Here is a 25,252-nt window from a genome sequence, read left to right on the forward strand (position 1 = left end):
TACGAATACGGGGAAATCCATGCGTCGTGCCATCACCACCAAGTTGTTGCCGCGGTTTGCCATCCTGCTTGCCCTCAGCGCCGCCAGCGCGGTCATCGCGTCCGAAGCGGACCACCGCGAATTCGAGGCGACCCTGCATGCGCCGTACACCGGCGCCGGCGTCCAGGACGGGCGCACCTTCACGCTGCAGTTCGAATATCCTCACGTGGCCACCGCGCAGGACGTGGTGTGGCGCCTCGAGATCGTTGCGCCGTCGGGCGAGGTGGTGCAGCGCTGGCATGGCGTCGAAGCGCTGTCGAAGAAGGCCGTCAAGGTGCCGGTGCGCTGGGCCGGCCGCGACGACAGCCGCGCGATGCGCGACGGCGTCTACCAGGTGCGCCTGGCCGCGGTCTCGCAGGACGCCGCCATCAAGGGCAAGGTGACCGAGGCGCAGGTGGACGCCATGCTGGCGGCCGGCGGCGACGAGCGGGTCGATCAGGAGTGGGACATCGCCGTCGGTCAGCTCGACGCGCCGGCCATGCCCGCGTTCGAGCCGCTGCCGGCGCCGTCGATCAAGGCCGCGAAGCCGGACGCGAAGTCGGCGCAGGTGAACGGCCTCGCCGCGCCGGCGCCGGCCTCGCTGCCTTACACCGTCTACTTCGGCAACCTGCACAGCCAGTCCAACCACAGCGACGGCGGCGGCGCGCTGTCGACCTGCGTAGGCGCGCAGAATCCGCAGTCCGGCACGGCCGGCGGCCCGACCGAGGCCTACACCTACGCGATGAACAAGGGCCTCGACATCCTGATGACGTCGGAGCACAACCACATGTACGACGGCTCGGATAACACCAACGCCTCGGCCGACCCGGCGGTCGCCAAGGCGCTGTACCAGTCGGGATTGAGCGCCGCGGCGAACTTCAATGCCGCGCATCCGAACTTCCTCGGCGTGTACGGGCTGGAATGGGGCGTCATCACCAATGGCGGCCATATGAACATCTTCAACACCAATGAGCTGCTGGGGTGGGAGTACAACAGCAGCAACCAGCTGATCGCCGACACCTTCACCGCCAAGAACGACTACGCCGGCCTGTTCACCCTGATGCGCCAGCGCGGCTGGATCGGCCAGTTCAACCATCCTTCGACCAGCGGCCAGTTCCTCGTCAACGGCGTCGCTTTCGGCTACACCGCCGACGGCGACCAGGCGATGGCGATGTGCGAAGTGCTCAACACCTCGGCCTTCTCGACCAACACCACCGAGACCGAGACCAGCAACAGCACCTACGAAGGCGCCTGCAAGAAGGCGCTCGAAGCGGGCTACCACGTCGCCTTCACCACCGACCAGGACAACCACTGCGCCAACTGGGGCGCCTCGTTCACCAACCGCACCGGCGTGCTGATCCCGAACGGCACCCCGCTGTCGCAGGCCAGCTTCATCGCCGCGCTCCAGGCGCGCCGCGTGTTCGCCACGATGGACAAGGGCTCGCAGCTGGTGCTGACCGCGAATGGCCACATCATGGGCGAGCGCTTCACCAACAGCGGCTCGCTCAACCTGGTGGCCAACTACGCCAGCAGCGGCGGCAAGACCGTCACCAGCGTGTTGATGTACGAGGGCGTCCCGGGCCGCAACGGCACCGTGACCCAGCTGTCGTCGACCGCCAACACCACCATCACTCCGGCCAACGGCGAGCACTTCTACTACGCCAAGGTCACGCAGAACGACGGCAATATCCTGTGGTCCGCGCCGATCTGGGTGACCCAGTCCAGCTCCAGCGACACCGTGGCGCCGACGGTCTCGTCGAGCGAAACCGGCAGCAGCGGCACCATCACGCTGTCGGCCAACGCCAGCGACAACGTCGGCGTGACCAACGTCGAGTTCTATGTCGACGGCGTGCTGAAAGGCGCCGACAACACCTCGCCGTATTCGATGACGCTCAACTCGACCACGCTGGCCAACGGCAGCCACAGCCTGGTCGCCAAGGCCTACGACGCGGCCAGCAATGTCGGCACCTCCGGCACCACCACCTTCAGCGTCAGCAACGGCACCGCCGACACCACCGCGCCGACCGTCAGTGCCAGCGAGAGCGGCAGCAGCGGCACCATCACCTTGTCGGCCACCGCCAGCGACAACGTCGGCGTGACCAACGTCGAGTTCTATGTCGACGGCGTGTTGAAGGGCGCCGACAACACCTCGCCGTACTCGATGACGCTCAATTCGACCACGCTCACCAATGGCAGCCACTCGCTGACCGCGAAGGCGTACGACGCGGCCGGCAACGTCGCCACGTCCAGCGCGGCAAGCTTCAGCGTCAATAACGCCGCCACCCAGCTGATCGTCAACGGCGGCTTCGAGTCGGGCGCCACCTCGTGGACCGCGTCGAGCGGCGTGATCACCTCGGACGCCACCCAGCCGGCGCATGGCGGCACGTGGAAGGCATGGCTCGATGGCTACGGCGCTGTGCACACCGACACCGCGTACCAGCAGGTCGCGATTCCATCGACGGCAACGTCGGTGTCGCTCAGCTTCTGGCTGCAGGTGGTGTCGAGCGAAACCACCACGACCAGCGCCTACGACACCTTGAAGGTCCAGGTGCGCAACAGCAGCGGCACGGTGCTCGCCACGCTGGCGACCTACTCGAACCTGAACAAGGGCGCGTCGTACGTGCAGAAGACGTTCGACCTGAGCGCGTATAAGGGACAGACGGTGCAGATCTACTTCGAAGGCACCGAAGATTCGACGCTGGACACCTCGTTCATCATCGACGACGTCAGCCTGACCGCCCAGTAAGCAAGGGAGGGGTCTGGTCCTGCGGACCTGGAAGGAGTCGAGCCTTGCAAGGCTCGACCGTTCCGCAGGAGCGAAGCTTCGCTTCACTAAACCCCTGCTTCACCCCCATTTTCAGAACAGCCCCGCCCCCGCCCCCAAGAGCGTCGCCACTCCCAACGCCGCGAAGATCAGCGCCGCAATCCCATGCACCACGCGCAGCGGCACCCGGTTCGCGATCCGCTCGCCGAAGTACACCGCCGGCACATTCGCCAGCATCATCCCGAACGTCGTCCCGGCCACCACCGCCACGGTGGACGCATAGCGCGCCGCCAGCGCCACGGTGGCGATCTGCGTCTTGTCGCCCATCTCGGCCAGGAAGAACGCGATCAGCGTGGTGGCGAACACCCCGTACTTCGCCAGCTTCGCCTCGTCCTCGTCAATTTTGTCCGGCACCATGATCCATGCCGCCATGCCGAGGAAGGACAGCCCCAGCACCCAGCGCATTACGTCCGGTCCCAGCGTGGCGCTGACCCACGCGCCGACGGCCGCGGCGAACGCATGGTTGACGATGGTCGCGACGAAAATGCCCAGCACGATCGGCACGGGGCGGCGGAATTTGGCGGCCAGCAGAAAGGCCAGCAACTGCGTCTTGTCGCCGATTTCGGCAAGCGCGACGATGCCGGTTGAAACGAGGAATGCGTCCATGCAATGTTCCGTGAGAGGGGAAGCCGATCATAGCAGAGCAAAAATACTTGCGCACTCAACTATCTCCGATCAACTTTCGCCTGCATGACGAAAGTGCTATTCTGCTCGCGCTCGTTTCCACCCGAAGGTTCAATGAAAACTGCAACTCTCCTGCGCGCGTCCGCCTGCGCGATCCTGGCCCAGTGGAGCCTGGCGGCGTTCGCGCTCGACCCGCTCAGCTACGCGCACTACGACCAGGTGAAGACGCGTGCGCTGCACCTCGACCTGAAGGCCGACTTCGCGCGCAAGACCCTGTCCGGCTACGCCGAGCTGTCGCTCGACTGGATCGACAAGAACGCCCACACGCTCGACCTCGACACGCGCGATCTCGCCATCGCGAAGGTGCAGGCGCGCGCGGCCGGCGGCCAGTGGAAAACCGTGCCGTACACCCTCGACAGGCTAGACCCCGAAAAAGGCCAGGCGCTGCACATCGCGCTGGCCGGCCAGCCGGAGAAGGTACGCATCTACTACCGCACCGCGCCCACCGCGACCGCGCTGCAGTGGCTCACGCCGCGGCAGACCATGTCCGGCAAGCGCCCCTTCATGTTCAGCCAGTCCGAGACCATCAACGCGCGCTCGTGGGCGCCGGTGCAGGACACGCCGGCCGTGCGCTTCACCTACACCGCCCGCATCGACGCGCCGGCCGGCCTGCGCGTGGTCATGAGCGCCGATAACGATCCGAAGGCGACCGGCAAGGGCGGCTGGCGCTTCACGATGCCGCAGCCGATTCCGTCCTACCTGCTGGCGATCGGCATCGGCGAACTCGAACAGCGCTCGCTCGGCGCGCGCACCGGCGTGTACGCCGAGCCGAAGCGCATCGAGGCCGCCGCTTACGAGCTGGCCGACACCGAGAAGATGGTGGCCGCCGCCGAATCGCTGTACGGGCCCTATCGCTGGGGGCGTTACGACATGCTGGTGCTGCCGCCCTCGTTCCCGATCGGCGGCATGGAGAATCCGCGCCTGACCTTCCTCACGCCCACCATGATCGCCGGCGACCGCAGCCTGGTGGACCTGATCGCGCACGAACTGGCGCACAGCTGGTCCGGCAACCTGGTCACCAACGCCTCGTGGAAGCACTGGTGGCTCAACGAAGGCTTCACCACCTACGTCACCACCCGCATCCTCGAAGTGCTGTACGGCGAAGAAGTGGCGACGATGAACCTGCAGCTCGAACAGGAAGAAGCGATCGAGCTGCTCAAGACCGTCGCGCCGGCGAAACAGGCACTGTTGACGAAGGACGCCGACGATTCGTCGAAGGCCTACACCGACGAAGAACTCGCGTACCCGAAAGGCGCCTGGCTCCTGCGCACGCTCGAGCAGCGTGCCGGCCGCGCCGTGTTCGACCCCTTCCTGCGCGGCTGGTTCGACCAGCACGCGTTCCAGAGCGTCACCACCGAACAGTTCCTCGACTACCTGCACAAGAACCTGCTGGCGCGGCACCCCGAAGTGATGGGCGAAGCCGAACTCGATGAATGGCTGCACGGCGCCGGCATTCCCTCCAGCGCGAAGCACGCGGCCTCGCCGCGACTGGCCGCGCTCGACGCCACCCGCGCCGCCTGGCTGAAAGGCGAGGTCCCGACCGCAAAGCTGGGCGCGCAAAAGTGGCTCGCGATCGAGTGGATGAAATTCCTGAACGATATCGACGAACAGGCCAGCGCCGCGCAGCTGCGGGAACTTGACAAGGAATACCGCCTGTCCGGCACCGGCAACGACGAAGTCGCATTCCGCTTCTACCGCGCCAGCGTCAAGGCCGGCAATCGCGACATCCGCGCGCCGCTGCACGCCTTCCTGCTGAAGGTCGGGCGCCAGAAGTTCGTGCTGCCGCTTTACGCCGCGCTGTTGAAGAACCCCGAAGACAAGGCCTGGGCGATGGCCGTCTACAAAGAAGCGCGTCCGCGCTACCACCCGGCGACCCAGGCCAGCGCCGACAAACTGATGCAACAGAAATAAGGAAAACATGTACTCGATGACCCGACTCGCCGCAGCAATGCTGCTGGCATTTTCCAGCGTTGGCGCCTTCGCCGACGCTCCGGCAACCGCCCCCGCGCCAGCTGTCGTTCCAGCGTCCGCATTCAACCTCGAAGCCGACGTACTGCGTGCGATGAAGACCTTCGACGTGCCCGGCATGGCAATCGCCATCGTCAAGGACGGCAAGGTCATCGCCGCACAAGGCTTCGGCGTGCGCACGCTCGGCCAGGCCGCGCCGGTCGATGGCAAGACCCTGTTCGAGATCGCCTCCAACTCCAAGGCCTTTACCGCCGTGGCGCTGTCCATGCTGGTCGACGAAGGCAAGCTCGCGTGGGATGATCCCGTGACGAAGCACCTGCCGGATTTCCAGATGTACGACGCCTACGTCACGCATGAAATGACGGTGCGCGACCTGCTCACGCACCGCAGCGGCCTTGGCCTGGGCGCCGGCGACCTGCTGTGGTGGCCGACGACGACCTTCACCTCCGACGAAATCATCGAGAAGCTGCGCTACATCCGTCCCGCCACCAGCTTTCGCAACAGCTACGCCTACGACAACCTGCTGTACATCGCCGCCGGCAAGATCATCGCCCAGAAGTCCGGCAAGTCATGGGGCGACACGGTGCGCGAGAAAATCCTGACCCCGGTCGGCATGGCATCGACGACCACCAGCCTGGCGCAGAACGCCGGCAACGCCAACCAGGCGCACGCGCACTCGAAGGTCGACGACAAGATCACCGCGGTGAAGTCGATGCCGGTGCCGAACGGCGAGGGCGCCGTCGGCATCAACACCAACGCCGAAGACATCGCGCGCTGGATGACGGTGCTGCTCGACGAAGGCAAGCTCGCAGGCACCGACAAGCGTCTGTACAGCCAGGCGCGCAGCCGTGAAATGTGGAGCGCGCAGACGCCGATGAAGATAGCCGAGCCGAAGCCGCAGCTGGCCGCCACGCGGCCGAACTTCGCCGCTTACGGCCTGGGCTTCCAGCTGAAGGACTACAAGGGCATGAAGATCGCGATGCACGGCGGCGCGCTGCAGGGCTTCTACTCGCAGGTCACGCTGGTGCCCGAAGCGAAGCTCGGCATCGCCATCCTCACCAACGCCGAGAGCAGCCCGGCGATGACGTCGCTGCAGTACCGCCTGTTGGATAACTACCTCGGCATTGCGCCGACCGACTGGATCGGCCGCTTTGGTGAAGTGACGCGCGAGGCGCACGAGAAGGAACTGGCGCGCGTGAAGGCAGCGGCCGGCAAGCGGGCAGGGAAGTCGCAGCCGTCGCTGGCGCTGGATGCCTACGACGGCGAATACCAGGACGCCTGGTACGGCAAGGTGACGATCAGGCCGGAAGGCGGCAAGCACGTGCTGAGCTTCTCGCGCACGCCGGATTTGACGGGAACGCTGGAGCACTTCCAGCACGACACCTTCATCGTCCGCTGGAAGGAGCGCAACTTCAACGCCGATGCCTACGTCACGTTCTCGCTCAATCCGGACGGCAGCATCGAGCGCATGAAGATGGCGCCCGTATCGACCGAGACTGACTTCAGTTTCGACTTCGCCGACCTGACCTTCGTTCCGGTCAAGCCGCCCGCAAAAGAGAAGTAAGGCGCAAATGGGGTCTGGTCCAGCGGACCTGACCCCCATCTTTCGTTCGACGTCAGCGTGACTCCTACCTGGAGTGCTTCTTCGCCTCGTCGCGGATCGACGCGTCCAGCCGGTGCGCCGCCTGCTGCGGCGTGACCTTCCCGACCAGCACCTCCTGGATCAGCGGATGCAGCATGTCGATCGTATTCGCCGGCAGCATCGAGTAGTACGGGCTGCCCGTGACCGGCGCGGCGGCCGCGGCGTCGAGATACGCGACGATTTGCGGGTCGCCCGAAGGCACGCCCGGCGCCGCCTGGAACGGCGCGATGTTCTGGCGCTTGGCCTGCTGGATCGCGAAGCCCGGCCCGGTGATGAACTCGAGGAAGCGCGTCGCGGCTTCCTTCTTCGGCGTCTCGCACACCGCAAATCCCGTTTCGCTGCCGATGACCGGCACCGCCGCATGGCCAGCGTCATTCCACGGCGGCAGGAACACGCCCGTCTGGAAGCCTTTGCCATGCATTAGCAGCCCGGCCGCCCACGTGCCATGGAACGCCATCGCGGTCTTGCCGTTGACGAAAGCGGCGATGCCTTCGCCATGGCTGGACCGCATGAAATTGGGCTGCGCATAGCCGCGCTGCGGGATTGTCCGGATCTTGCGGAAGATGTCGGCGCCGGCCGGCGTGTCCAGGTTGAGCGTGCCGTCGGCGATGCGCGCCTTCCAGTCCGGCGTGCGCGCGGCCACATTGTTGGCGAAGCCGAAGCTGAAGGCCGCGTTGCCGATGATGTTGGGGAAGCCGCCGTTCCAGTAGATCGGCGTGAATCCGGCCTTCTTCAGACGCGCGCAGACAGCGAGGAATTCGGCGAAATTGGTCGGCAGCTTCGTGATGCCGGCCTTCGCGAACATGTCCTTGTTGTAGTACATGAGGGTGGCGGCAACCCCGCCGGAGATGCCGAAGCGCTTGCCGTCCTGCGTGATCCAGTCCGCCTTCAGGCTGGGCCGCATGCGGCGCCACGCCTCGGTGTGGCCGACGTCGGTCAGCACGCCATGCTCGGCCAGCGCCGCCGAATACGGGTTCGGATTGACCGACATCAGGTCCGGCAGCTTGTGCGAGGCGACCTTCGGCCTGATGTTCTCTTCGACCGAGTTCCCGGTCATGAACTGCACGTCCACCCGCACGTCGGGGTTCTGACGCATGAACTGCGCGGCCACCTCCTGCATCTGGTCCTGCCAGTCGGGCGCCCAGATCAAAGCGGTGATGGTGACCGGCGCGGGCGCCGCCGGCGCCGCGGCGGGCCGCTCCTCGTGATGGCAGCCGCCTAATGCCAGCAGGCCGGCCACAGCCAGCCACCTGCGGGCGCCCTTGATGAATCCTGCCTTGACCACAAAAAAATCCTTGTTGCGTGCACTTCAAAAAACTAGCTTGCCAGAATACCTGACACGAACCGGGCGGCGTTGTTACACGCCAGCCGCTCCGGTCCGGCGCCGCAGCTTAAGGCTTGACGAACTTGAGGGTCATCCGGTCGCTTTCGCCGATCGCGATGTAGTCGGCGCGCTTGTCGTCCTTGTTGGCCAGTGTCGGCGGCAGCGCCCACACGCCTTTCGGATGATTCGCGTTGTCTTTCGGGTTCGCGTTGATGTCGGACTTCGCCACCAGCTTGAAGCCGGCCGCTTCGACCGTCTTGATCACCCACGCCTCGTGCAGGTAGCCGGTGCTGGCCGTGGCGTCCTGCGTCATCGATGCAGGCAGGCGGTGGTCCACCACGCCGAACACGCCGCCCGGTTTCAGCACCGTGTAGACGTTTTTCAGCGCTTCCTGCAGCTTGTCGTCGCCCAGCTCGACCCAGTTGTGCATGTTGCGGAAGGTGAGCACCATGTCGACGCTGTTGGCCGGCGCGATCGCATACTTCACCGGCGGCTCGAAGATCCCGATGCGCACCTTGTCGTACACCGGGTTCGAATTGACCTTCTTCATGAACATCATGCCGTACCTGTTCTGCGGCTTGACCTCGTCGCCGGCTCCGATCAGCACACCATGGTCGCGCAGGTACGGCGCCAGGATCTCGGTGTACCAACCGCCTTCGGGCGTCAGCTCCACCACCGTCATGGTCGGCTTGATGCCGAAGAACGACAGGGTCTCGTACGGATGGCGCGCGCCGTCGCGGGCCACGTTGGCCGGCAGGCGGGTGCTGCTTGCGATCGCGGTCTTGAGCGCGTCGTCGGCTGCCTGCGCGCCGCCGCACAGGCCCGCGGCCAGCATGGCGGCGAGGATCAATCGTTTCATGGTGTCTCCAGTGTTGTTGTTGGAAGTGGCCAGATCATCAACCAAGCCGCGGCCGCGGTCAAGCGCAGTCTCCGCCGCCCGAACATATATGTATGGCCGCCGTCCGCCGCGGACAGCCCCGGACACCGCCGGACACATTCGGCGGACACCCGCCGATTCAAAATCAATCACTTAGTCAATGGCACAACAATTGCCTATTCAAATTGTTTCGTAACTGTTATGGTTCCCCGAGTTTTTTCGCTGGACCCGATTCAGGTTGTGCCGACAGCTGCCAGAGAGCCGCTGCCCCCGTCATCGATTTGTCAGGAGATACCATGGAACGACGTACTTTTCTCAACCTCAGCGGCCTGGCCATGGGCAGCTTGCTGGTGCCGGTCTTCGGCAACGCCGTGGCGGCCGAAGAACTGCTCACCCCCCTTGCGGAAAAATACAAGAAGACCCTCGCCGACATCGCGCTCAACGCCGCCACGAAGGCAGGTGCCAGCTACTGCGACGTGCGCGTCGGCCGCTACCTGAATCAGTTCATCACTACGCGCGACCTGAACGTCGAAAACGTCGTCAACACCGAATCGGCCGGCGTCGGCGTGCGCGTGCTGTGCAACGGCGCCTACGGCTTTGCCGCCACCTCCGACATGTCGCCCGACAGCGTCGCCGGCGCCGCGCGCCAGGCCGTCGCCATCGCGAAGGCCAACGCCAAACTGCAAGCGGAGCCGGTGCAGCTCGCGCCGGTCAAGGGCGTCGGCGAAGTCGCCTGGGCCACCCCGTTCAAGAAGGACTGGCGCGCGGTGCCGATCAAGGAAAAGGCCGACCTCCTGATCGCAGCGAACAAGGCCGGCATGGACGGCGGCGCCAGCTTCATGCGCTCGGTGATGTTCCAGGTGAACCAGCAGAAGTACTTCGCCTCCACCGACGGCTCCTACATCGATCAGGACATCCATCGCATCTGGGTACCGCTGACCGCCACCGCCGTCGACAAGTCCACCAACAAGTTCCGCTCGCGCCAGGGCCTGTCCTCGCCGGTCGGCATGGGCTACGAATACCTGGACGCGCGCGCCGCCGACAAGGTGCGGGCCGCGGGCGGCGTCGCCACCCTGTACAAAGGCTCCTACGACCTGATCGAGGACGCGCGCGCCGCTGGCCGCCAGGCCAAGGAGAAGCTGACCGCCAAGTCGGTCGCGCCGGGTAAATACGACCTGGTGCTCTCGCCCGAGCACCTGTGGCTGACGATCCACGAGTCGGTCGGCCACCCGACCGAACTCGATCGCGTGCTGGGTTACGAGGCCAACTACGCCGGCACCAGCTTCGCCACGCTGGACAAGTGGCAGTCGAAGAAATTCAAGTACGGCTCCGACATGGTCAACATCATCGCCGACAAGACCATCCCCGGTTCGCTCGGCGCGGTCGGCTACGACGACGAAGGCGTCAAGTGCAAGCACTGGGACATCATCAAGGACGGCGTGCTGGTGAACTACCAGGCCACGCGCGACCAGGCCCACATCATCGGCGAGAAGGAATCGCACGGCTGCTCGTACGCCGATTCGTGGAGCAGCGTGCAGTTCCAGCGCATGCCCAATATCTCGCTCGCGGCGGGAACGAAGAAGCTCACGCCGGATCAAATGATCAAGGACGTCAAGAAGGGCATCTACATCGTCGGCGACGGCTCGTTCTCGATCGACCAGCAGCGCTACAACTTCCAGTTCGGCGGCCAGCTGTTCTTCGAAATCGTCAACGGCAAGATCGGCGCCCAGCTCGAGGACGTGGCCTACCAGTCGAACACCCAGGAATTCTGGAACGCCTGCAGCGCCATTTGCGACGACAGCGACTGGCGCATGGGCGGCTCCTTCTTCGACGGCAAAGGACAGCCTGGCCAGGTGAGCACCGTGTCGCACGGCGCCAGCACGGCGCGCTTCAACGGCATCAACGTGATCAACACCGCTCGCAAGATCGGCTAACCCGGGGACCGCACATGAAGATTCTGACCCAGGACGAAACCCGCCGCATCACCGACCGCGTGATGGCCTTCACCAAGGCCGACGAATGCACCGTCACCATCAACGGCAACCGCACCGGCAATATCCGCTACGCTCGCAACAACGTCTCCACCGCAGGCCTGGTCGAGAACACCCAGCTGTCGGTGTCGGTCGCCTACGGTAAAAAGCAGGGCACCGCGACCATCAACGAATTCGACGACAAGTCGCTCGAAAAAGTCGTGCGGCGCGCCGAGGACCTGGCGCGCCTGGCGCCGGAGAACCCCGAGTTCATGCCGGCCGTGGCAAAGCAGGCCTTCAAGCCCAGCGCCACTTTCAACGCCAAGACCGCCGCCATCGATCCCGAGTTCCGCGCCCAGGCCGCGGCCTACAGCATCGAGGCGAGCCGCAAGAACAAGCTGGTGTGCGCCGGCTTCTTCACCGACACCACCTCGTTCGAGACCATCGCCAATTCTAATGGCGTGTTCGGCCACCAGCAGGCGACCTCGCTCGACTTCACCTGCACCGTGCGCACCGAAGACGGCCGCGGCTCCGGCTGGGTCAAGCGCTCGGCTGGCGATGTCGCGCTGTTCGACGCCCGCGAAGCATCGGACGTGGCCATCGAAAAGGCCCTGCGTTCGGTCGATGCCAGGGCGCTCGAGCCGGGCCGCTACACGGTCATCCTCGAGCCGGCCGCCACGTCCGACCTGATCGGTTTCATGCTGTCCGGCTTCGACGCGCGCCAGGCCGACGAAGGCCGCAGCTTCCTGTCCAAGAAGGGCGGCGGCAACCGCCTCGGCGAAAAGCTGTTCGACCAGCAGGTCAACATCTGGGCCGACCCGTGGGACAAGGACGTGCCGGTGCTCCCTTGGGATAACAACACCATGCTGCCGCGCGAACGCATGGCGATGATCAAGGACGGCCGCGTCGCCTCGCTCGACTACTCGCCGTACTGGGCGAAGAAAATGGGCAAGCGCCCGGTCGGCTCGCCCGGCAACATGATCATGGCCGGCACCAGCAAGTCCACCGCGGATCTGATCGCCAACACCAAGAAGGGTGTGCTGGTGACGCGCACCTGGTATATCCGCCTGGTCGATCCGCAGTCGGTGCTTCTCACCGGCCTCACGCGCGACGGCACCTTCTACATCGAGAACGGCAAGATCAAGCACCCGATCAAGAACTTCCGCTTCAACGAAAGCCCGGTCACGATGCTCAACAACATCGAGGAGATCGGCAAGCCGCAGATCATCGCCGGCGACGAAGTGCAGTATTCGATGCTGATCCCGCCGATGAAAGTGCGCGACTTTAATTTCACGTCCCTGTCGGACGCTGTGTAACGGAGAGTTTGTGGAACGACGTACCTTCCTCAGGATCGGCGGCGGCGCCGCCGGCGCCATGCTGGTGCCGGTGTTCGGCAACGCCATCGCCGCAGAAGAACTGCTCAACCCCGTCGCGCTGCCGTTCAAGAAGGCGCTGGCCGACGCCGGCCTGAACGCCGCCACCAAGGCCGGCGCCAGCTACTGCGACGTGCGCATCGGGCGCTACCTGAACCAGTTCATCACCACGCGCGACCTGAACGTCGAAAATGTCGTCAACACCGAGTCTTACGGTGTCGGCGTGCGCGTCATCGCCAACGGCGCCTACGGCTTCGCCTCGACCAACGACGTGTCGCCGGACGGCGTGGCGGGCGCCGCGCGCCAGGCGGTGGCCATCGCCCGCGCCAACGCGAAGCTGCAAACGGAACCGCTGCAGATGGCGCCGGTGAAGGGCGTGGGAGAAGTCAGCTGGGCCACGCCGATGACGCGCGACTGGCGCACGGTCCCGGTCAAGGACAAGGCCGACATGCTGGTCGCCGCCAGCAAGGCCGGCCTGGACGCGGGCGCCACCTTCATGACGGCCAACCTGTTCCAGGTCAACCAGCAGAAGTACTTCGCCTCCACCGACGGCTCCTACATCGACCAGGACATCCATCGCCTGTGGGCGCCGGTCACCGCCACCGCGGTCGACAAGGCCAACAACCGCTTCCGCACCTGCAACAGCATGGCCGCGCCAGTCGGCATGGGCTTCGAATATTTCGACGCGCGCGCCGCCGACAAGGTGCGGGCCGCCGGCGGCGTCGCCACGCTGTACACCCGCTCGACCGACCTGGCCGAGGATGCGCGTGCGGCGGGCCGCGGCGCGAAGATGAAGCTCACCGCCAAATCGGTCGAACCGGGCAAGTACGACCTCGTGCTCAGTCCCGAACACCTGTTCCTGACCATCCACGAATCGGTCGGCCATCCGACGGAGCTCGATCGCGTGCTTGGTTACGAGGCCAACTACGCCGGCACCAGTTTCGCCACGCTGGACAAGTGGCAGACGAAGAAATTCAAGTTCGGCTCCGATCGCGTCAACTTCATCGCCGACAAGACCACGCCGGGATCGCTCGGCGCCGTCGCGTTTGACGACGAGGGCGTCAGGTGCAAGCGCTGGGACATCATCAGGGACGGCGTGCTGGTCAACTACCAGGCCACGCGCGACCAGGCCCACGTGATCGGCGAGAAGGAATCGCACGGCTGCTCGTACGCCGATTCGTGGAACAGCGTGCAGTTCCAGCGCATGCCCAACGTCTCGCTGGCCGCCGGCAAGGACAAGCTCACGCCCGATGAAATGATCGCCGACGTCAAGAAGGGTATCTACATCCTCGGCCGCGGCTCCTACTCGATCGACCAGCAGCGCTACAACTTCCAGTTCGGCGGCCAGCTGTATTTCGAGATCAAAAACGGCAAGATCGTCGGCCCTCTGGAGGACGTCGCCTACCAGTCGAACACCCAGGAATTCTGGAACGCCTGCAGCGCCATCTGCGACCAGCGCGACTGGCGCATGGGCGGTTCCTTCTTCGACGGCAAAGGCCAGCCTAGCCAGGTCAGCGCGGTGTCGCATGGCTCCGCCACCACCCGCTTCAACGGCATCAACGTGATCAACACCGCTCGCAAGATCGGCTAAGGAGACTGCAGGATGAAACAGATGAACCACGACGAAGCAAAGCGAATCTGCGACCGCGTGCTGGGTTTTTCCAGGGCCGACGAATGCCGCGTCTCCATCGCCGGCAGCCGCAAGGGAAATATCCGCTACGCGCAGAACAGCGTCAGCACCGCCGGCCTGACCGAGAACACCCAGCTGACCGTTAGCGTCGCCTTCGGCAAGCGCCAGGGCACCACGTCGATCAACGAATTCGACGACAAGTCGCTCGAGCGCGCGGTGCGCCGCGCCGAGGAGATCGCGCGCCTGGCGCCGGAAAACCCGCAATTCATGCCGGCCATCGGCAAGCAGGCATTCAAGCCGTCGAACACCTTCACCGCCGCCACCGCCGCCATCGACCCCGAGTACCGCGCCGAAGTGGCGTCGCACAGCATCCTCGCGGGCCGCAAGAACAAGCTGGTGACCGCCGGCTTCTTCGTCGACACCACCGGCTTCCAGGCGATCGCCAACTCCAATGGCCTGTTCGGATTCCAGGAGTTCACCGACCTCGATTTCACCGTCACCGCGCGCACCGAAGACGGCCGCGGTTCGGGCTGGGTGACGCGTTCGGCCGGCGACGTGCGCAAGTTCGATGCGCGCGAAGCATCGGAAGTGGCGATCGAAAAAGCCTTGCGCTCGGTCGACGCCAGGGCGCTCGAACCGGGGCGCTACACCGTCATCCTCGAACCTGCCGCTACCTCCGAATTGATTGGCCGGATGTTTGGCAGTTTCGACGCGCGCCGCGCCGACGAGGGCCGCAGCTTCCTGTCGAAGAAAGGCGGCGGCAATCGCCTCGGCGAAAAGCTGTTCGACGAACAGGTCAACATCTGGGCCGATCCGTGGGACAAGGACGTGCCGGTGCTGCCGTGGGACGCGGGCTCGATGATGGCGCGCGAGCGCACCGACGTTGTCAGGAAGGGCAAGATCGTCTCCCTCGACTACTCGCAGTACTGGGCGCAGAAGCAGGGCGTCAAGCCGACCGCGCGCCATGGCAACATGATCATGTCGGGCGGCTCGAAGTCGCTCGAAGAACTCGTCGCATCGACCAAGAAGGGCGTCATCGTCACCCGCACCTGGTACATCCGTGAAGTCGATCCGCAGTCGCTGCTGCTGACGGGGCTTACCCGCGACGGCACCTTCTACGTCGAAAATGGCAAGATCAAGCACCCGATCAAGAACTTCCGCTTTAACGAAAGCCCGGTCTCGATGCTCAACAACGTCGAAGAGATGGGACGTCCGCAGATCATTGGCGGCGACGAAGTGCAGTACTCGATGCTGATCCCGCCGATGAAGCTGCGCGACTTTAACTTCACGTCGCTGTCGGACGCGGTGTAAGCGGGGCAGGGCATGCGGCCGGTCGACTTCTATTTCACGCGCCTGATGTACGACTCCGGCGACTGGGACGTCGACATCCGCATGCCCAGCAACGTGCTCAATTCGCTGCTCGAATACACCACCTTGCGCGTCGACCCGGCCGAGCGGGTGGTCAACCTGGCCGACCCGAAGATGCTGGAAGCGCCGTTCTGCTACCTGGCGGGCCACAAGCTGGTGCAGTTCACGCCCGCCGAACGCAAGAACTTCGAGCGCTACGTGCGCGGCGGCGGTTTCGTGTTCGTGGACGACTGCAACCACGACATCGACGGCCTGTTCGCCAAGTCCTTCGAAGCCGAGCTGGCGCGCATGTTCGGGCCGAAGGCGCTGAAGAAGATCCCGAATACGCATCCGATCTATTCGAGCTTCTTCCATTTCGACGGCCCGCCCAACACCGGCGTCGAGCTCAATGGCTGGGGCGACGACCTGGTGCACGACTACCTGAAGGCGATCGAAATCGACGGCCGCATCCGGGTGCTGTACTCGAACAAGGATTACGGCTGCGAGTGGGACTACGACTTTCGCAACAAGCGCTGGCTGGTGATCGACAACACCCGCTTCGCGGTCAACATCATTCAATATGCACTGGGAGCCTGACGTGTCGGAATGTGATGCAGTAGCGTGGAACGAAAACGAGATTGCCGGCCTGACGGCGAAAGTGGCGGCGCTGAAGGCGAGCATGGCGCGCGTGATCATCGGCCAGGACGAGGTGGTCGAATCGCTCATCATCTGCCTGTTGGCCGGCGGCCACGCGCTGGTGGAAGGCGTGCCGGGGCTGGGCAAGACGCTGCTGGTCAAGTCGCTGGCGCAGGCCACCGCCATGCAGTTCCGCCGCGTGCAGTTCACGCCCGACCTGATGCCGTCCGATATCGTCGGCACCGAGATTCTCGAAGAAGACACCGTGACGCGCCAGCGCGTGTTCCGATTCCAGCAGGGGCCCGTGTTCACGCAGGTGCTGCTGGCCGACGAGATCAACCGCGCGCCGCCGAAGACCCAGTCGGCGCTGCTCGAAGCGATGCAGGAGCGCGCCGTCACCTTCGCCGGCCAGACCCACAAGCTGCCGCAGCCCTTCTTCGTGCTGGCCACGCAGAACCCGATCGAGCAGGCCGGCACCTATCCGCTGCCCGAAGCGCAGCTCGACCGCTTCCTGCTGCGCATCGACGTCGGCTATCCGACCGAGGACGAGGAAATGGCGATGGTTTCCCGCACCACCCACGCGGGCCTGCAGGACGCCACGCCCGCGCTGGACGCGGACAGCCTTCTGCGTCTGCAGGCGCTGGTGCGCGACATCGAGATCGGCGAGCACCTGCTGCGCTACGCCACGCGGCTGGTGCGCGCCACCCGGCCGCAGGACAGCAAGGTGTCCAGCGTGCTGAAACACGTCGGCTGGGGCGCCGGTCCGCGTGCGGGACAGGCGCTGGTGCTGGCATCCAAGGCGCGCGCGCTGATGCACGGCCGCCTGGCGGTCACGCGTGACGACATCGGCGCCATGCTGCTGCCGGTGCTGGCGCACCGCGTGCTGCGCAATTTCGAAGCCGAAGCCGACGGCGTGGCGATCGCCGACATCCTGAAGGCGTTGCGCGCCGAGATCCGCGTCGACTGACAATGCTGGCGACACCGGCGCTGCTGGCGCAAACCAGCGACCTTAATCTCGTTATCCGCCATGTGCTGGCCGGCCTTGGCCACGGCATCCATGCGGGGCGGGAGCGCGGCGCCGGCGTCGAATTTTCCGAATACCGTGCCTACGCGCCGGGCGACGAGTGGCGCCGGGTGGACTGGAAGCTGCTGGCGCGGGCGGACCGCTACTTCGTGCGCGAGGCCGAGCGCGACAGCCATGTCGCGGTCTGGCTGTGGCTCGACGCCAGCGCGTCGATGGCGGAGCCGAGCCGCAGCGTGGCGGGCCTCGACAAGCTGCAATATGCGCGCGCCGTGCTGGCGTGTGTGGCCGCGATTGCGCAGCGCCAGGGCGATGCGTTCGGACTGATCGTGTGCGGGGGAGGGCGCGTGAAGTACACGCCTGCCGCGCGCGGGCCGCGCCAGATGCAGCGCGTGCTCGCCCAGTTGTCCCGCACCGAGGCGGAAGGAACCCTGCCGCCGGCCGAAACCCTGCGCGCCAGCCTGCACTTCGCGCGCTCGCCAAGCCTGATCTTCGCCGCCAGCGACTTCCTCGACTGGCCGTCGCCGCAATCGGAGGCGCTGCTGCGGCTGCGCCACATGCGTCATGACGTGCGCGCGCTGTGCCTGCAGACCGACGCCGAGTGCGACGGCGGCTTCGCGGACGGCAGCGCGTGGTGCGATCCCGAGCAGGGCGCGGGACTGTTCCGCTTCGATGCGCAAGCGCGAGCCGGATACCTCAAAAGCCGCGGCGACCATTTTGCGGCAATGACTGCCGACTGCCGCCGCAGCGACATCCGCAGCCTTGAAGCGCGCATCGAGCAGCCGGTCCAGACGGTGCTGCGTGCATGGCTGCGCCAGGCGGGTGGCGCATGAGCATGTGGTGGCTGGCGCTGCCCATCCTGCTGCTGCCGGTCTGGTGGCACCGGCAGAAGCGCGAGCGCATCAAGGCGCTGCCCCTTGCCACCGCGCGCTTCCTGCCGCGCGCCGAGCCGCAACAGCTACGCGTGTGGCGCTGGACCGAGCGCCTGCTCCTGCTGGTGCGCTGCCTGCTTCTGCTGGCTGCGATAGCGCTGCTGGCCGGCGTGACGATTCCGTGGCGCGGCGATACCGTGCTGGTGGTGCCCGGCACCGATGCGGCCTGGCTCGAGCGTCAGCTTGCCGATGCCCGGTTCACTGGCGCCGGCCGGCTCGCCACTGCCGATCCTTTCGCTTATCTTGTCGCCCACGAAGGCGAGTGGAAAGCCGGCGCTCGGCTGATGCTGGCCGGCGCCGTGCCGATGCCCGCGGTCCAGCCGACGCTGCGCCATCACGTCGAACTGCGCACGGACGCGAAGCCGCTTTCCCCATCCGATCACCGCGTCGCCATCGTCAGCAAGCGCGCAGCCCAGTGGCGGGCCCTGTTCGCCGCGCTGGACGGGCCGCAGCGTTATGCGGTGAGCGATACTCCCGACGCGCGGACGGAGCTGGTGGTGTGGGATGTGCCCGAAGCGCCGCCCGCATCCCTGCATGCACCGCTTTGGTGGGTTGGCGACGCCAGCGCGTTTCCGGAGCTGCGCAATGCGCCGTCGGTCGACGGCATCCGTTACGCGGACAGCCCGCGCGGGAGGCTGTGGACGTCGAAGGATTGGCCCGTTGCCGGCGCGGACGCGGCGCGCGCCTTGTTCGAGTCGTGGCAGCGGCTGCATTACGCCCCGGTTGCTTTTACGGCGCCATCGCTGGCGCTGGACCCCACGCCATCCGCACCGCTGCTCAATGACGGCGGCGCATGGCGCGACCGGATTCTGGCCCTGATCGCCGCGCTCTTCGCCATCGAAAGGATACTGGCCCATGCACGCCGGCGCTGACATCGTCGTACGGCTATGGCGCGCCGTTCTGGGCCGGCGCTGGCCGCTGTGGCTGGGCGTCCTGCTGCCGTGGTGCCTGCTGCGGTCGCCGTCTGGATTGCTGGCGGCGCTGATGTTTGTGGCGGCCGACGTTTTTCTGCTGCGGCGCCGGGTCGCCGCCAACTGGTCGCGCTGGCTGGACGGCGCACTGCCTGAACTCGAGGACAGCAGCGCGTTGCTGGCGCATGCCGCGACGCCGCTGGCTGTTCTGCAGCGCGAACGCCTGCTTGGCCGCCTGCGCGACCGCGACCTGTCGGTCGTTGCGCGCGCCCGGGTTCGCGGCAGTTATCACTGGATCGCGGTCAGCCTGCTCGCCGCCGCGGCGGTATGGATTCCCCACCCGCGCGAATGGGCGCCGCCCGCAACCGCCAGGGCCGCCGTGCCGGCAGCTGGCCACGCTGCGATCGTCATACGCATCGCTCCACCGCGCTACACCGGCGTGGCGCCGTTCGAATCGGCGCCGCGCGACTTGCTGGTGCCCGAACGCAGCGAGGTGCGCTGGTGCGGCCAGGGCGAGATAGAACTGAGCGACGGTCAGCGCCTGCAGGCGGGCGCCGAGTGCGCCCGCTGGATCGCGACCGAATCGGTGTTTTGGCGCTGGCGCGGCGCGCGCTATAACTTGCGCGTGAAACCGGACCTGCCGCCGCAAGTGACCGTGACCAGACCCGGAGAGATGGTCCAGGTGCTCGCCGGCGACGCACGCACTGCTACTATTTCCGTAGCGGTGCGCGATGACTACGCGGTCAGCCGCGCGACCCTGCACCTGACGCTGGCGCGCGGCAGCGGCGAGAACATCCGCTTCAGCGACCGGGAAGTGCCCTTGCCGGCTTCGAACGATCCGCAGGCGCGCGACTGGGCGAAGCAGTGGAGCCTGTCGGAGCTGGGCATGGAGCCGGGCGACGAACTGTATTTTTTCGTGCGTGCCAGCGACAACGCCGCGCCGCCGCACGCCGTGCAGTCACCGACCTACACCCTGCGGCTTCCCGGCCCGGTGAGCGCCGACGACGAGGCCTCTGCGCTGCCGACGCTGGTCAAGCCGGAGAATCTGCGCAGCCAGCGCCAGGTGATCATCGATACCGAGCAGCTCATGGCCGACATCAAGGCGCAGCCGAAGCTCGCCGCCGCCACGGTGCGCAGCCGCAGCGAAGCGATCGCCGCCGACCAGGCCCAGTTGCGGCGCCGTTACGGCCAGTTCCTCGGCGAGGAATCCACGCTGTTCGGCGACGACGACCACGACAAGCACGAGAAACAGGATGTCCTGCATGAATTCGGCCACGCGCACGACCAGGCCGAGAACGCGACGTTGTTCGACGAAGGCACCAAAAAAATCCTGCGCCGCGCGCTATCGGCGATGTGGGATGCCGAGAAAGCGCTGCGCGCCGTCACGCCAGTGGCCGCACTGGCGCCGGAGTACAAGGCGCTGGACGCCGTCAAGCAGTTGCAGCAGGCCGACCGCATCTATCTGCACAAGACGGCGTTCGCACCGCCGCCGATCAAGGAGGAATTGCGCATGACGGGCGATGTGGTGGGCGCAAAGGGCTACCGCCGCGAGCAAGGCGCGCCGCACGAGGCCGTGCCGGCCGATCTGCGCGAGCTGCTGCGCGCACTGGGCGGCGATGACGCCTTGCCGGCATTGTGGAGCCGCACTGCGCATGACTGGATTCGTGCGCATGTCGCCGGCGACGAGCAGCGGCTGCAGGCGCAGCGCGCGGTGCAGGATGTGGCCGACGGCTGCGTGGCGTGCCGGCCGGTTCTGCGCGCGTGGCTGCGCGGCGCGATTGCTGATGCGCCGGTGCTGCTGCAGGCAACGCCAAGCTCCGCCACGCCGTTCGAGCGCGCGTGGCGCAAGGCGGCGCCATGATGATCGTCGCGATCGCACTGGCCGGCGCGGCAAGCGCGGCAAGCGCCGGCATGTACCTGCGGCGCCGCCGCTGGATCGACGCGGTGCTGGTGATGGTGGCCGCCGCCGCGCTGGGGGGACTGGCCGCTGAATTCAGACTGCCGGCGCAGGCGGTGCCCGCGATGACGGTGGCCGGCGACGGGCTGACCGAAGCCGAATGGCGCGACCTGCCCGCGCGTGCATTGAGCTGGACGCGGCCGTCCGGTGGCGAAATGCATCTGGACTTCCCGCGCCGCCTTTCGCTCGGCCGCATGTTCACGCTGACGGTTCGTATGCCTGGCGCGCATCGGATGCAGCTGCTGGCCGAGAACGGCCAGGTCATCGCCGAAGGAACCGGCAATGCAAAGGCGGTCAGCGTGCAGTGGCTGCCGCCGGCGGCGGAACTGCTGGTGCTGCGCGCGCGGCTGGTCGACGCCGCCGGGAAAATCCTGGCGGAAGGGCCGGTGCCTGTGCACGTGACCGATTCGGCGCCCCTGCAAGTGCAGGGCCGCTTTGGCGCGCCCTCGTTCGATCTGCGCGCGCTGAACGACTTGCTGAAAGATAGTGGCGCGCTGCTTGACTGGCAGGTTGCACTCGGCAAGTCCGTCAGCCGCAGCGAGACGGCGCGGTCGGCAGCGGCGCCGAACCTGCTTCTGATCGATGCCGCATGGTTCGAACACGCGGCGGAGAGCGCGCGCGGCGCCTTGCTGGCGCAGGTGGCGCAAGGCACGCCGCTGGTGATCCTGGGCGCCAGTGCCGCCGATCCGAAACTGTGGCAGCGCGCCGTACAGCTCGACCTGAAGCCACAGCCCGAAAACCGCACGGCCGGACCGCTGGCGATGCCGGTGGCGCCGTTCAATCCGTCCGGTCCCGATGCCGGCGCGTGGTCAGGCGACGGCGCCGTGTGGGCGCGCCAGTGGCAGGGCGGCCGCATTGCCTGGGTCGGCGTGGGCGACTGGCACAAGCATGCGATCGCGCAGCCGCAGCAGCTGGGAATGTGGTGGCAGGGTGTGCTGGATGCGGCCGGCGTGCGCCGCGAGGAAGATGTCGTGTGGGAGCCGCCGCGCGAGATGCCTTTTCCTGGCCAGCGCCTCGAAGTCTGCGCGCGCGGCGTGCGCGGCGACGCCGTGTTCTCCGCATTGAATCAGAAGGCGGTCTGGCAGCGCCGGCCCGACAAGGCCGACGCATCGTGCGTCGCGGTCTGGCCGCCGCGCCAGCCGGGATGGCTGAAGGTCGAGACGCAGCAGCAGTCGCAGTACATCTACGTGTTCGCGCCCGGCGACTGGCCGCAATGGCAGGCGGCGGAACGGCGCGATGCGACGGCGCGGTTTGCGGCGCGCACCCCGGTTGCGGCGGTAACCAGCAGCAGGGCGCTGCCTGATTGGCCATTCGCGATCGTGTTCGCGCTGGTCATGCTGGCGTTATGGTTCCGCGAGAAAGGTGGGGTTGTCAAGGCGAGCTGGCAGAAATAGGGGGAACCGGGTGTGAGTCTGCTGCGGCGCAAGATCGGAGGCTGGGTTCTTGAGTAACCTCGGCCCAGTATTTTTGAACTTACACTACGCGGAGGAACGATGGATCTGATCTACAAAAACGAAAAGGTGCTGTTCGTGATCATGCTTACACTGTCCTGCGTGGTGTGGCTGGGTGTCATCCTGGGAACCTTGGGAGGCGCGCTAATCTGGGCCCTGGTGATCTTCGTGATGTACTGCTTCGCGCAATCGGCGCTGATTTCCTACATCAAGGGCACCGCAGTGCAGATCACGGAAAAGCAGTTCCCCGACCTGTATCGCCGGATTGACGCGTGCTGCGACAAGCTCGAACACATCGAGCGACCCCAGGCGTACCTGATGCAGATGGGCGGCGCCCTGAATGCCTTCGCGACGCGGTTCCTCGGCCGCGATTTCCTGGTGCTGTATTCCGACGTGGTCGACGCGCTGCACGAAATTCCGGACGCGCTCAACTTCTACATTGGCCACGAGATTGGGCATATCAAGCGCAAGCACCTGCTGTGGTCGACCGTGCTGATCCCGGCTTCGCTGATGCCGCTGATCGGCGCGGCGTATTCGAGGGCGCGCGAATATACCTGCGACAGGCACGGTCTGGCGGCATGCGACAGGCCGGAGAGTGCGCAAGCGGGGATCGCCGCGCTCGCGGCCGGCGGCAAGCGCGGAGCGACGATGTGCATCCAGGCCTATTCGGAGCAGAGTCTGCACACCGATGGCTTCTGGATGTCGTTCCACGAACTGGTCGCCGATTATCCCTGGCTGGTGAAGCGCATGGGCGCCGTGCGCGCGCTGGCGCAGGGCCAGGAAGTGAAACAGCCGCGCCGCCATCCGCTGGCGGTGCTGCTGGCGTTCTTCACGCCGCGGATAGCCGGCGCCGGCGCTGCGGGACCGATCGTTATGGTGGCGATCATCGCCATGTCGGCGGCGGTGCTGGTTCCGGCGTACCAGCAGTACAAGGTGCGCGCTGCGGAAGCCGCTGCATTTCGCAGCGGCGATGCGGCCGTCGTGGTGGAGAAGTTCGACAGCGCGACTAAAGAGATCCCGGCGACGAGCGAACAGCCAACGGAAGCTCGATAGGCATTGACGATGGCGTGCGACGGAACTACTTGCCGCGGCTATTCCTGCTGGTCGCGCATCCAGTCTTTCAGGCCAGTTACCCAGCCCTTGGCGGGCAGGTTCATGCTGCGCTTGATCGCGCCGGCGCGTTCGTACAGCACGCTGAAATCGATCTGCGGCGCGCGCTTGAACGCGATCACCACGATGTTCGCGTCGTGCACCTCGGGCAGCCACACCACCGCGTCGAACACCTGCTCCATCGCTTCAAGATTGATGTCGTAATTGGCGAAGTCGCCAAACACGTTGGTGGTCATGATGCCGTCGTCGGTCAGGCAGTCGAAGCAGCCCTGGTAGAACTCGGGCGTGTCGAGCACCGGGCCGCGCGCTTCCTCGTCGTACAGGTCCACCTGCAGCACGTCGGCAGTGTTTCGGTTGGCCGGATCGAGCACGAAGTCGAGCGCGTTCATTTCGCGCACCCGCAGGCGCTCGTCGTCGGGCGGCAGTTCGAACAGCGCGCGGCAGATGGCGATCACGTTGGGATTGAGCTCGACCGCCGTGACGCGCGCGCCGGGCAGGCGCCGGTAGCAGAACTTGGTCAGCGCCGCACTGCCCAGCCCCAGCTGGACCACGTGGCGCGGCTGGTCGAGGAACAGCATCCACATCATCATCATCTGGATGTATTCGAGTTCGATCGCGTCCGGCTTGTCGATCCGCATGGCGCCCTGCACCCATGATGTACCGAGGTGCAGGAAGCGCACGCCGCGAAATTCGGTGACGGTGGCGGGAGGATGGCCGGGCTGCTCGAAGCGCGCGTCGGCGTTGTTACGTTTGGAGGACATGAGGCGGGGGATTTCGGTGTGCAAGCCCATCTTACCAGATCGGCCTTCAGCATCGGGGTCTGGTCCCGCGGACCTGACCCCGATTTTGAACGTCAGCCTCGCCAGTTCGCGACGTACTCCGGTTGTTCGACAGTGCACGTCTCGTGCGGCACCGGCGCCGCGCGTTCGTGCGCGAACGGCAGCTCGCCCACCCAGGCCGCGATATCCATGTCCTCCGCATCGTCCTTCGGGCCGCCGGTGCGCACCTTGCACGCCGCTTCGGTCAGCGCGATACGCATCACGGTCGTCGCCGCGAACTCCTTGTCGTTCCCCGGTCGCACATCGGCCGCGCGGCCCGGCGAGATCTTGTCCATGAAGGCGTCCATCGATGCGCGCTTGGCGGCGTCGCCTTCGACCCGCTCGAACTGGCCGTAGATCATCGCCGAGCGATAGTTCATCGAGTGGTTGAAGGCGGCGCGCGCCAGCACCAGGCCGTCGAGATGGGTTACCGTCACGCACGCCTGCACGCCTTGCGACAGCAGCTTGACCAGGCGCCCGCCGTTGGAGCCGTGGATGTACAGGTGGTCGCCTTCGCGCCAGCATGCAGTCGGGATGCAGTGGCTGCCGCTGTCGTCGTGAAACGCGACGTGGCACAGCCAGGCGGCGTCGAGGATCGCGTGCAGCGTGGCGGCCTGGTAGTCGGCGTTGTTGGCGATGCGGCGGATGCGGGTGCGTTCGGTCGGTGCGGCGGTCATGGCAATCCTGTCAAATTGGTCAGGCATCCAATATAATCGACCGCTGGTTCTTCCAAAAGATCCACCACTACATTATTTTTTA

General features: G+C 66.0%; 19 protein-coding genes. 14 read left to right on the plus strand and 5 right to left on the minus strand.

The features are described from left to right. Positions 1-19 precede the first annotated feature (19 nt). Positions 20-2,764: an Ig-like domain-containing protein gene (locus Q4S45_RS22130; protein ID WP_305507629.1), complete on the plus strand. Its 2,745-nt coding sequence runs from the start codon at positions 20-22 to the stop codon at positions 2,762-2,764. A 111-nt stretch (positions 2,765-2,875) separates the two neighbouring features. Here the strand turns inward: Q4S45_RS22130 and Q4S45_RS22135 are convergent, their stop codons facing one another. After that, positions 2,876-3,448, minus strand: a complete 573-nt coding sequence (locus Q4S45_RS22135) for a TMEM165/GDT1 family protein (RefSeq protein ID WP_305507631.1) — start codon at positions 3,446-3,448, stop codon at positions 2,876-2,878. A 132-nt stretch (positions 3,449-3,580) separates the two neighbouring features. On the opposite strand from Q4S45_RS22135, the gene Q4S45_RS22140 reads away from it, so the two are divergent. Together Q4S45_RS22140 and Q4S45_RS22145 are read left to right on the plus strand one after the other, a co-directional pair. Next, positions 3,581-5,437 (plus strand): M1 family metallopeptidase, encoded by a 1,857-nt coding sequence (locus tag Q4S45_RS22140; protein WP_305507633.1) that lies wholly within the window; start codon positions 3,581-3,583, stop codon positions 5,435-5,437. Positions 5,438-5,444: 7 nt separating this feature from the next. After that, positions 5,445-7,058 (plus strand): serine hydrolase, encoded by a 1,614-nt coding sequence (locus Q4S45_RS22145; RefSeq protein WP_305507635.1) that lies wholly within the window; start codon positions 5,445-5,447, stop codon positions 7,056-7,058. A gap of 64 nt (positions 7,059-7,122) precedes the next feature. Here the strand turns inward: Q4S45_RS22145 and Q4S45_RS22150 are convergent, their stop codons facing one another. Further along, positions 7,123-8,421 carry an ABC transporter substrate-binding protein gene (locus tag Q4S45_RS22150; RefSeq protein ID WP_305507637.1) on the minus strand — a complete coding sequence of 433 codons (1,299 nt, stop codon included), beginning with the start codon at positions 8,419-8,421 and terminating at the stop codon, positions 7,123-7,125. Between the two features lie 106 nt (positions 8,422-8,527). Further along, positions 8,528-9,319 carry a class I SAM-dependent methyltransferase gene (locus Q4S45_RS22155; RefSeq protein WP_305507638.1) on the minus strand — a complete coding sequence of 264 codons (792 nt, stop codon included), beginning with the start codon at positions 9,317-9,319 and terminating at the stop codon, positions 8,528-8,530. Positions 9,320-9,633: 314 nt separating this feature from the next. On the opposite strand from Q4S45_RS22155, the gene Q4S45_RS22160 reads away from it, so the two are divergent. The 11 genes from Q4S45_RS22160 (at position 9,634) to Q4S45_RS22210 (ending at position 23,618) form a co-directional block, all read left to right on the plus strand. Next, positions 9,634-11,271, plus strand: coding sequence for a TldD/PmbA family protein (locus Q4S45_RS22160; RefSeq protein WP_305507640.1), 1,638 nt, complete (start codon positions 9,634-9,636; stop codon positions 11,269-11,271). A gap of 14 nt (positions 11,272-11,285) precedes the next feature. After that, positions 11,286-12,623, plus strand: a complete 1,338-nt coding sequence (locus Q4S45_RS22165) for a TldD/PmbA family protein (RefSeq protein ID WP_305507642.1) — start codon at positions 11,286-11,288, stop codon at positions 12,621-12,623. A 10-nt stretch (positions 12,624-12,633) separates the two neighbouring features. Further along, positions 12,634-14,271 carry a TldD/PmbA family protein gene (locus Q4S45_RS22170; RefSeq protein ID WP_305507643.1) on the plus strand — a complete coding sequence of 546 codons (1,638 nt, stop codon included), beginning with the start codon at positions 12,634-12,636 and terminating at the stop codon, positions 14,269-14,271. A gap of 12 nt (positions 14,272-14,283) precedes the next feature. Next, complete coding sequence (locus Q4S45_RS22175; protein WP_305507645.1) at positions 14,284-15,621, plus strand: TldD/PmbA family protein; 1,338 nt, start codon at positions 14,284-14,286, stop codon at positions 15,619-15,621. Between the two features lie 12 nt (positions 15,622-15,633). After that, positions 15,634-16,254, plus strand: coding sequence for a DUF4159 domain-containing protein (locus Q4S45_RS22180; RefSeq protein ID WP_305507646.1), 621 nt, complete (start codon positions 15,634-15,636; stop codon positions 16,252-16,254). 1 nt (position 16,255) lies between these two features. Further along, positions 16,256-17,260 carry a MoxR family ATPase gene (locus Q4S45_RS22185; protein WP_305507648.1) on the plus strand — a complete coding sequence of 335 codons (1,005 nt, stop codon included), beginning with the start codon at positions 16,256-16,258 and terminating at the stop codon, positions 17,258-17,260. 2 nt (positions 17,261-17,262) lie between these two features. Continuing rightward, entirely contained in the window at positions 17,263-18,147 is an 885-nt protein-coding gene (locus tag Q4S45_RS22190; RefSeq protein ID WP_305507650.1) for a DUF58 domain-containing protein, read from the plus strand. Beyond that, positions 18,144-19,118, plus strand: a complete 975-nt coding sequence (locus tag Q4S45_RS22195) for a hypothetical protein (RefSeq protein WP_305507651.1) — start codon at positions 18,144-18,146, stop codon at positions 19,116-19,118. Before Q4S45_RS22190 ends, Q4S45_RS22195 begins: the two co-directional genes overlap by 4 nt. Further along, positions 19,102-21,018, plus strand: coding sequence for a hypothetical protein (locus tag Q4S45_RS22200; RefSeq protein ID WP_305507652.1), 1,917 nt, complete (start codon positions 19,102-19,104; stop codon positions 21,016-21,018). The genes Q4S45_RS22195 and Q4S45_RS22200 overlap by 17 nt, the downstream gene beginning before the upstream one ends. After that, positions 21,015-22,508 (plus strand): hypothetical protein, encoded by a 1,494-nt coding sequence (locus tag Q4S45_RS22205; protein WP_305507654.1) that lies wholly within the window; start codon positions 21,015-21,017, stop codon positions 22,506-22,508. Before Q4S45_RS22200 ends, Q4S45_RS22205 begins: the two co-directional genes overlap by 4 nt. Before the next feature lie 99 nt (positions 22,509-22,607). Beyond that, the gene (locus Q4S45_RS22210) at positions 22,608-23,618 is read left to right on the plus strand and encodes a M48 family metallopeptidase (RefSeq protein ID WP_305507656.1); all 1,011 of its coding nucleotides are present in this window, start codon (positions 22,608-22,610) and stop codon (positions 23,616-23,618) included. 38 nt (positions 23,619-23,656) lie between these two features. Here the strand turns inward: Q4S45_RS22210 and Q4S45_RS22215 are convergent, their stop codons facing one another. Continuing rightward, complete coding sequence (locus tag Q4S45_RS22215) at positions 23,657-24,436, minus strand: spermidine synthase (RefSeq protein ID WP_305507658.1); 780 nt, start codon at positions 24,434-24,436, stop codon at positions 23,657-23,659. Between the two features lie 92 nt (positions 24,437-24,528). Next, positions 24,529-25,170: a pyridoxamine 5'-phosphate oxidase family protein gene (locus tag Q4S45_RS22220; RefSeq protein ID WP_305507659.1), complete on the minus strand. Its 642-nt coding sequence runs from the start codon at positions 25,168-25,170 to the stop codon at positions 24,529-24,531. Positions 25,171-25,252: the final 82 nt, after the last annotated feature.

This window comes from Massilia sp. R2A-15 (assembly GCF_030704305.1).
Taxonomy (GTDB): Bacteria; Pseudomonadota; Gammaproteobacteria; order Burkholderiales; family Burkholderiaceae_D; genus JAFCUW01.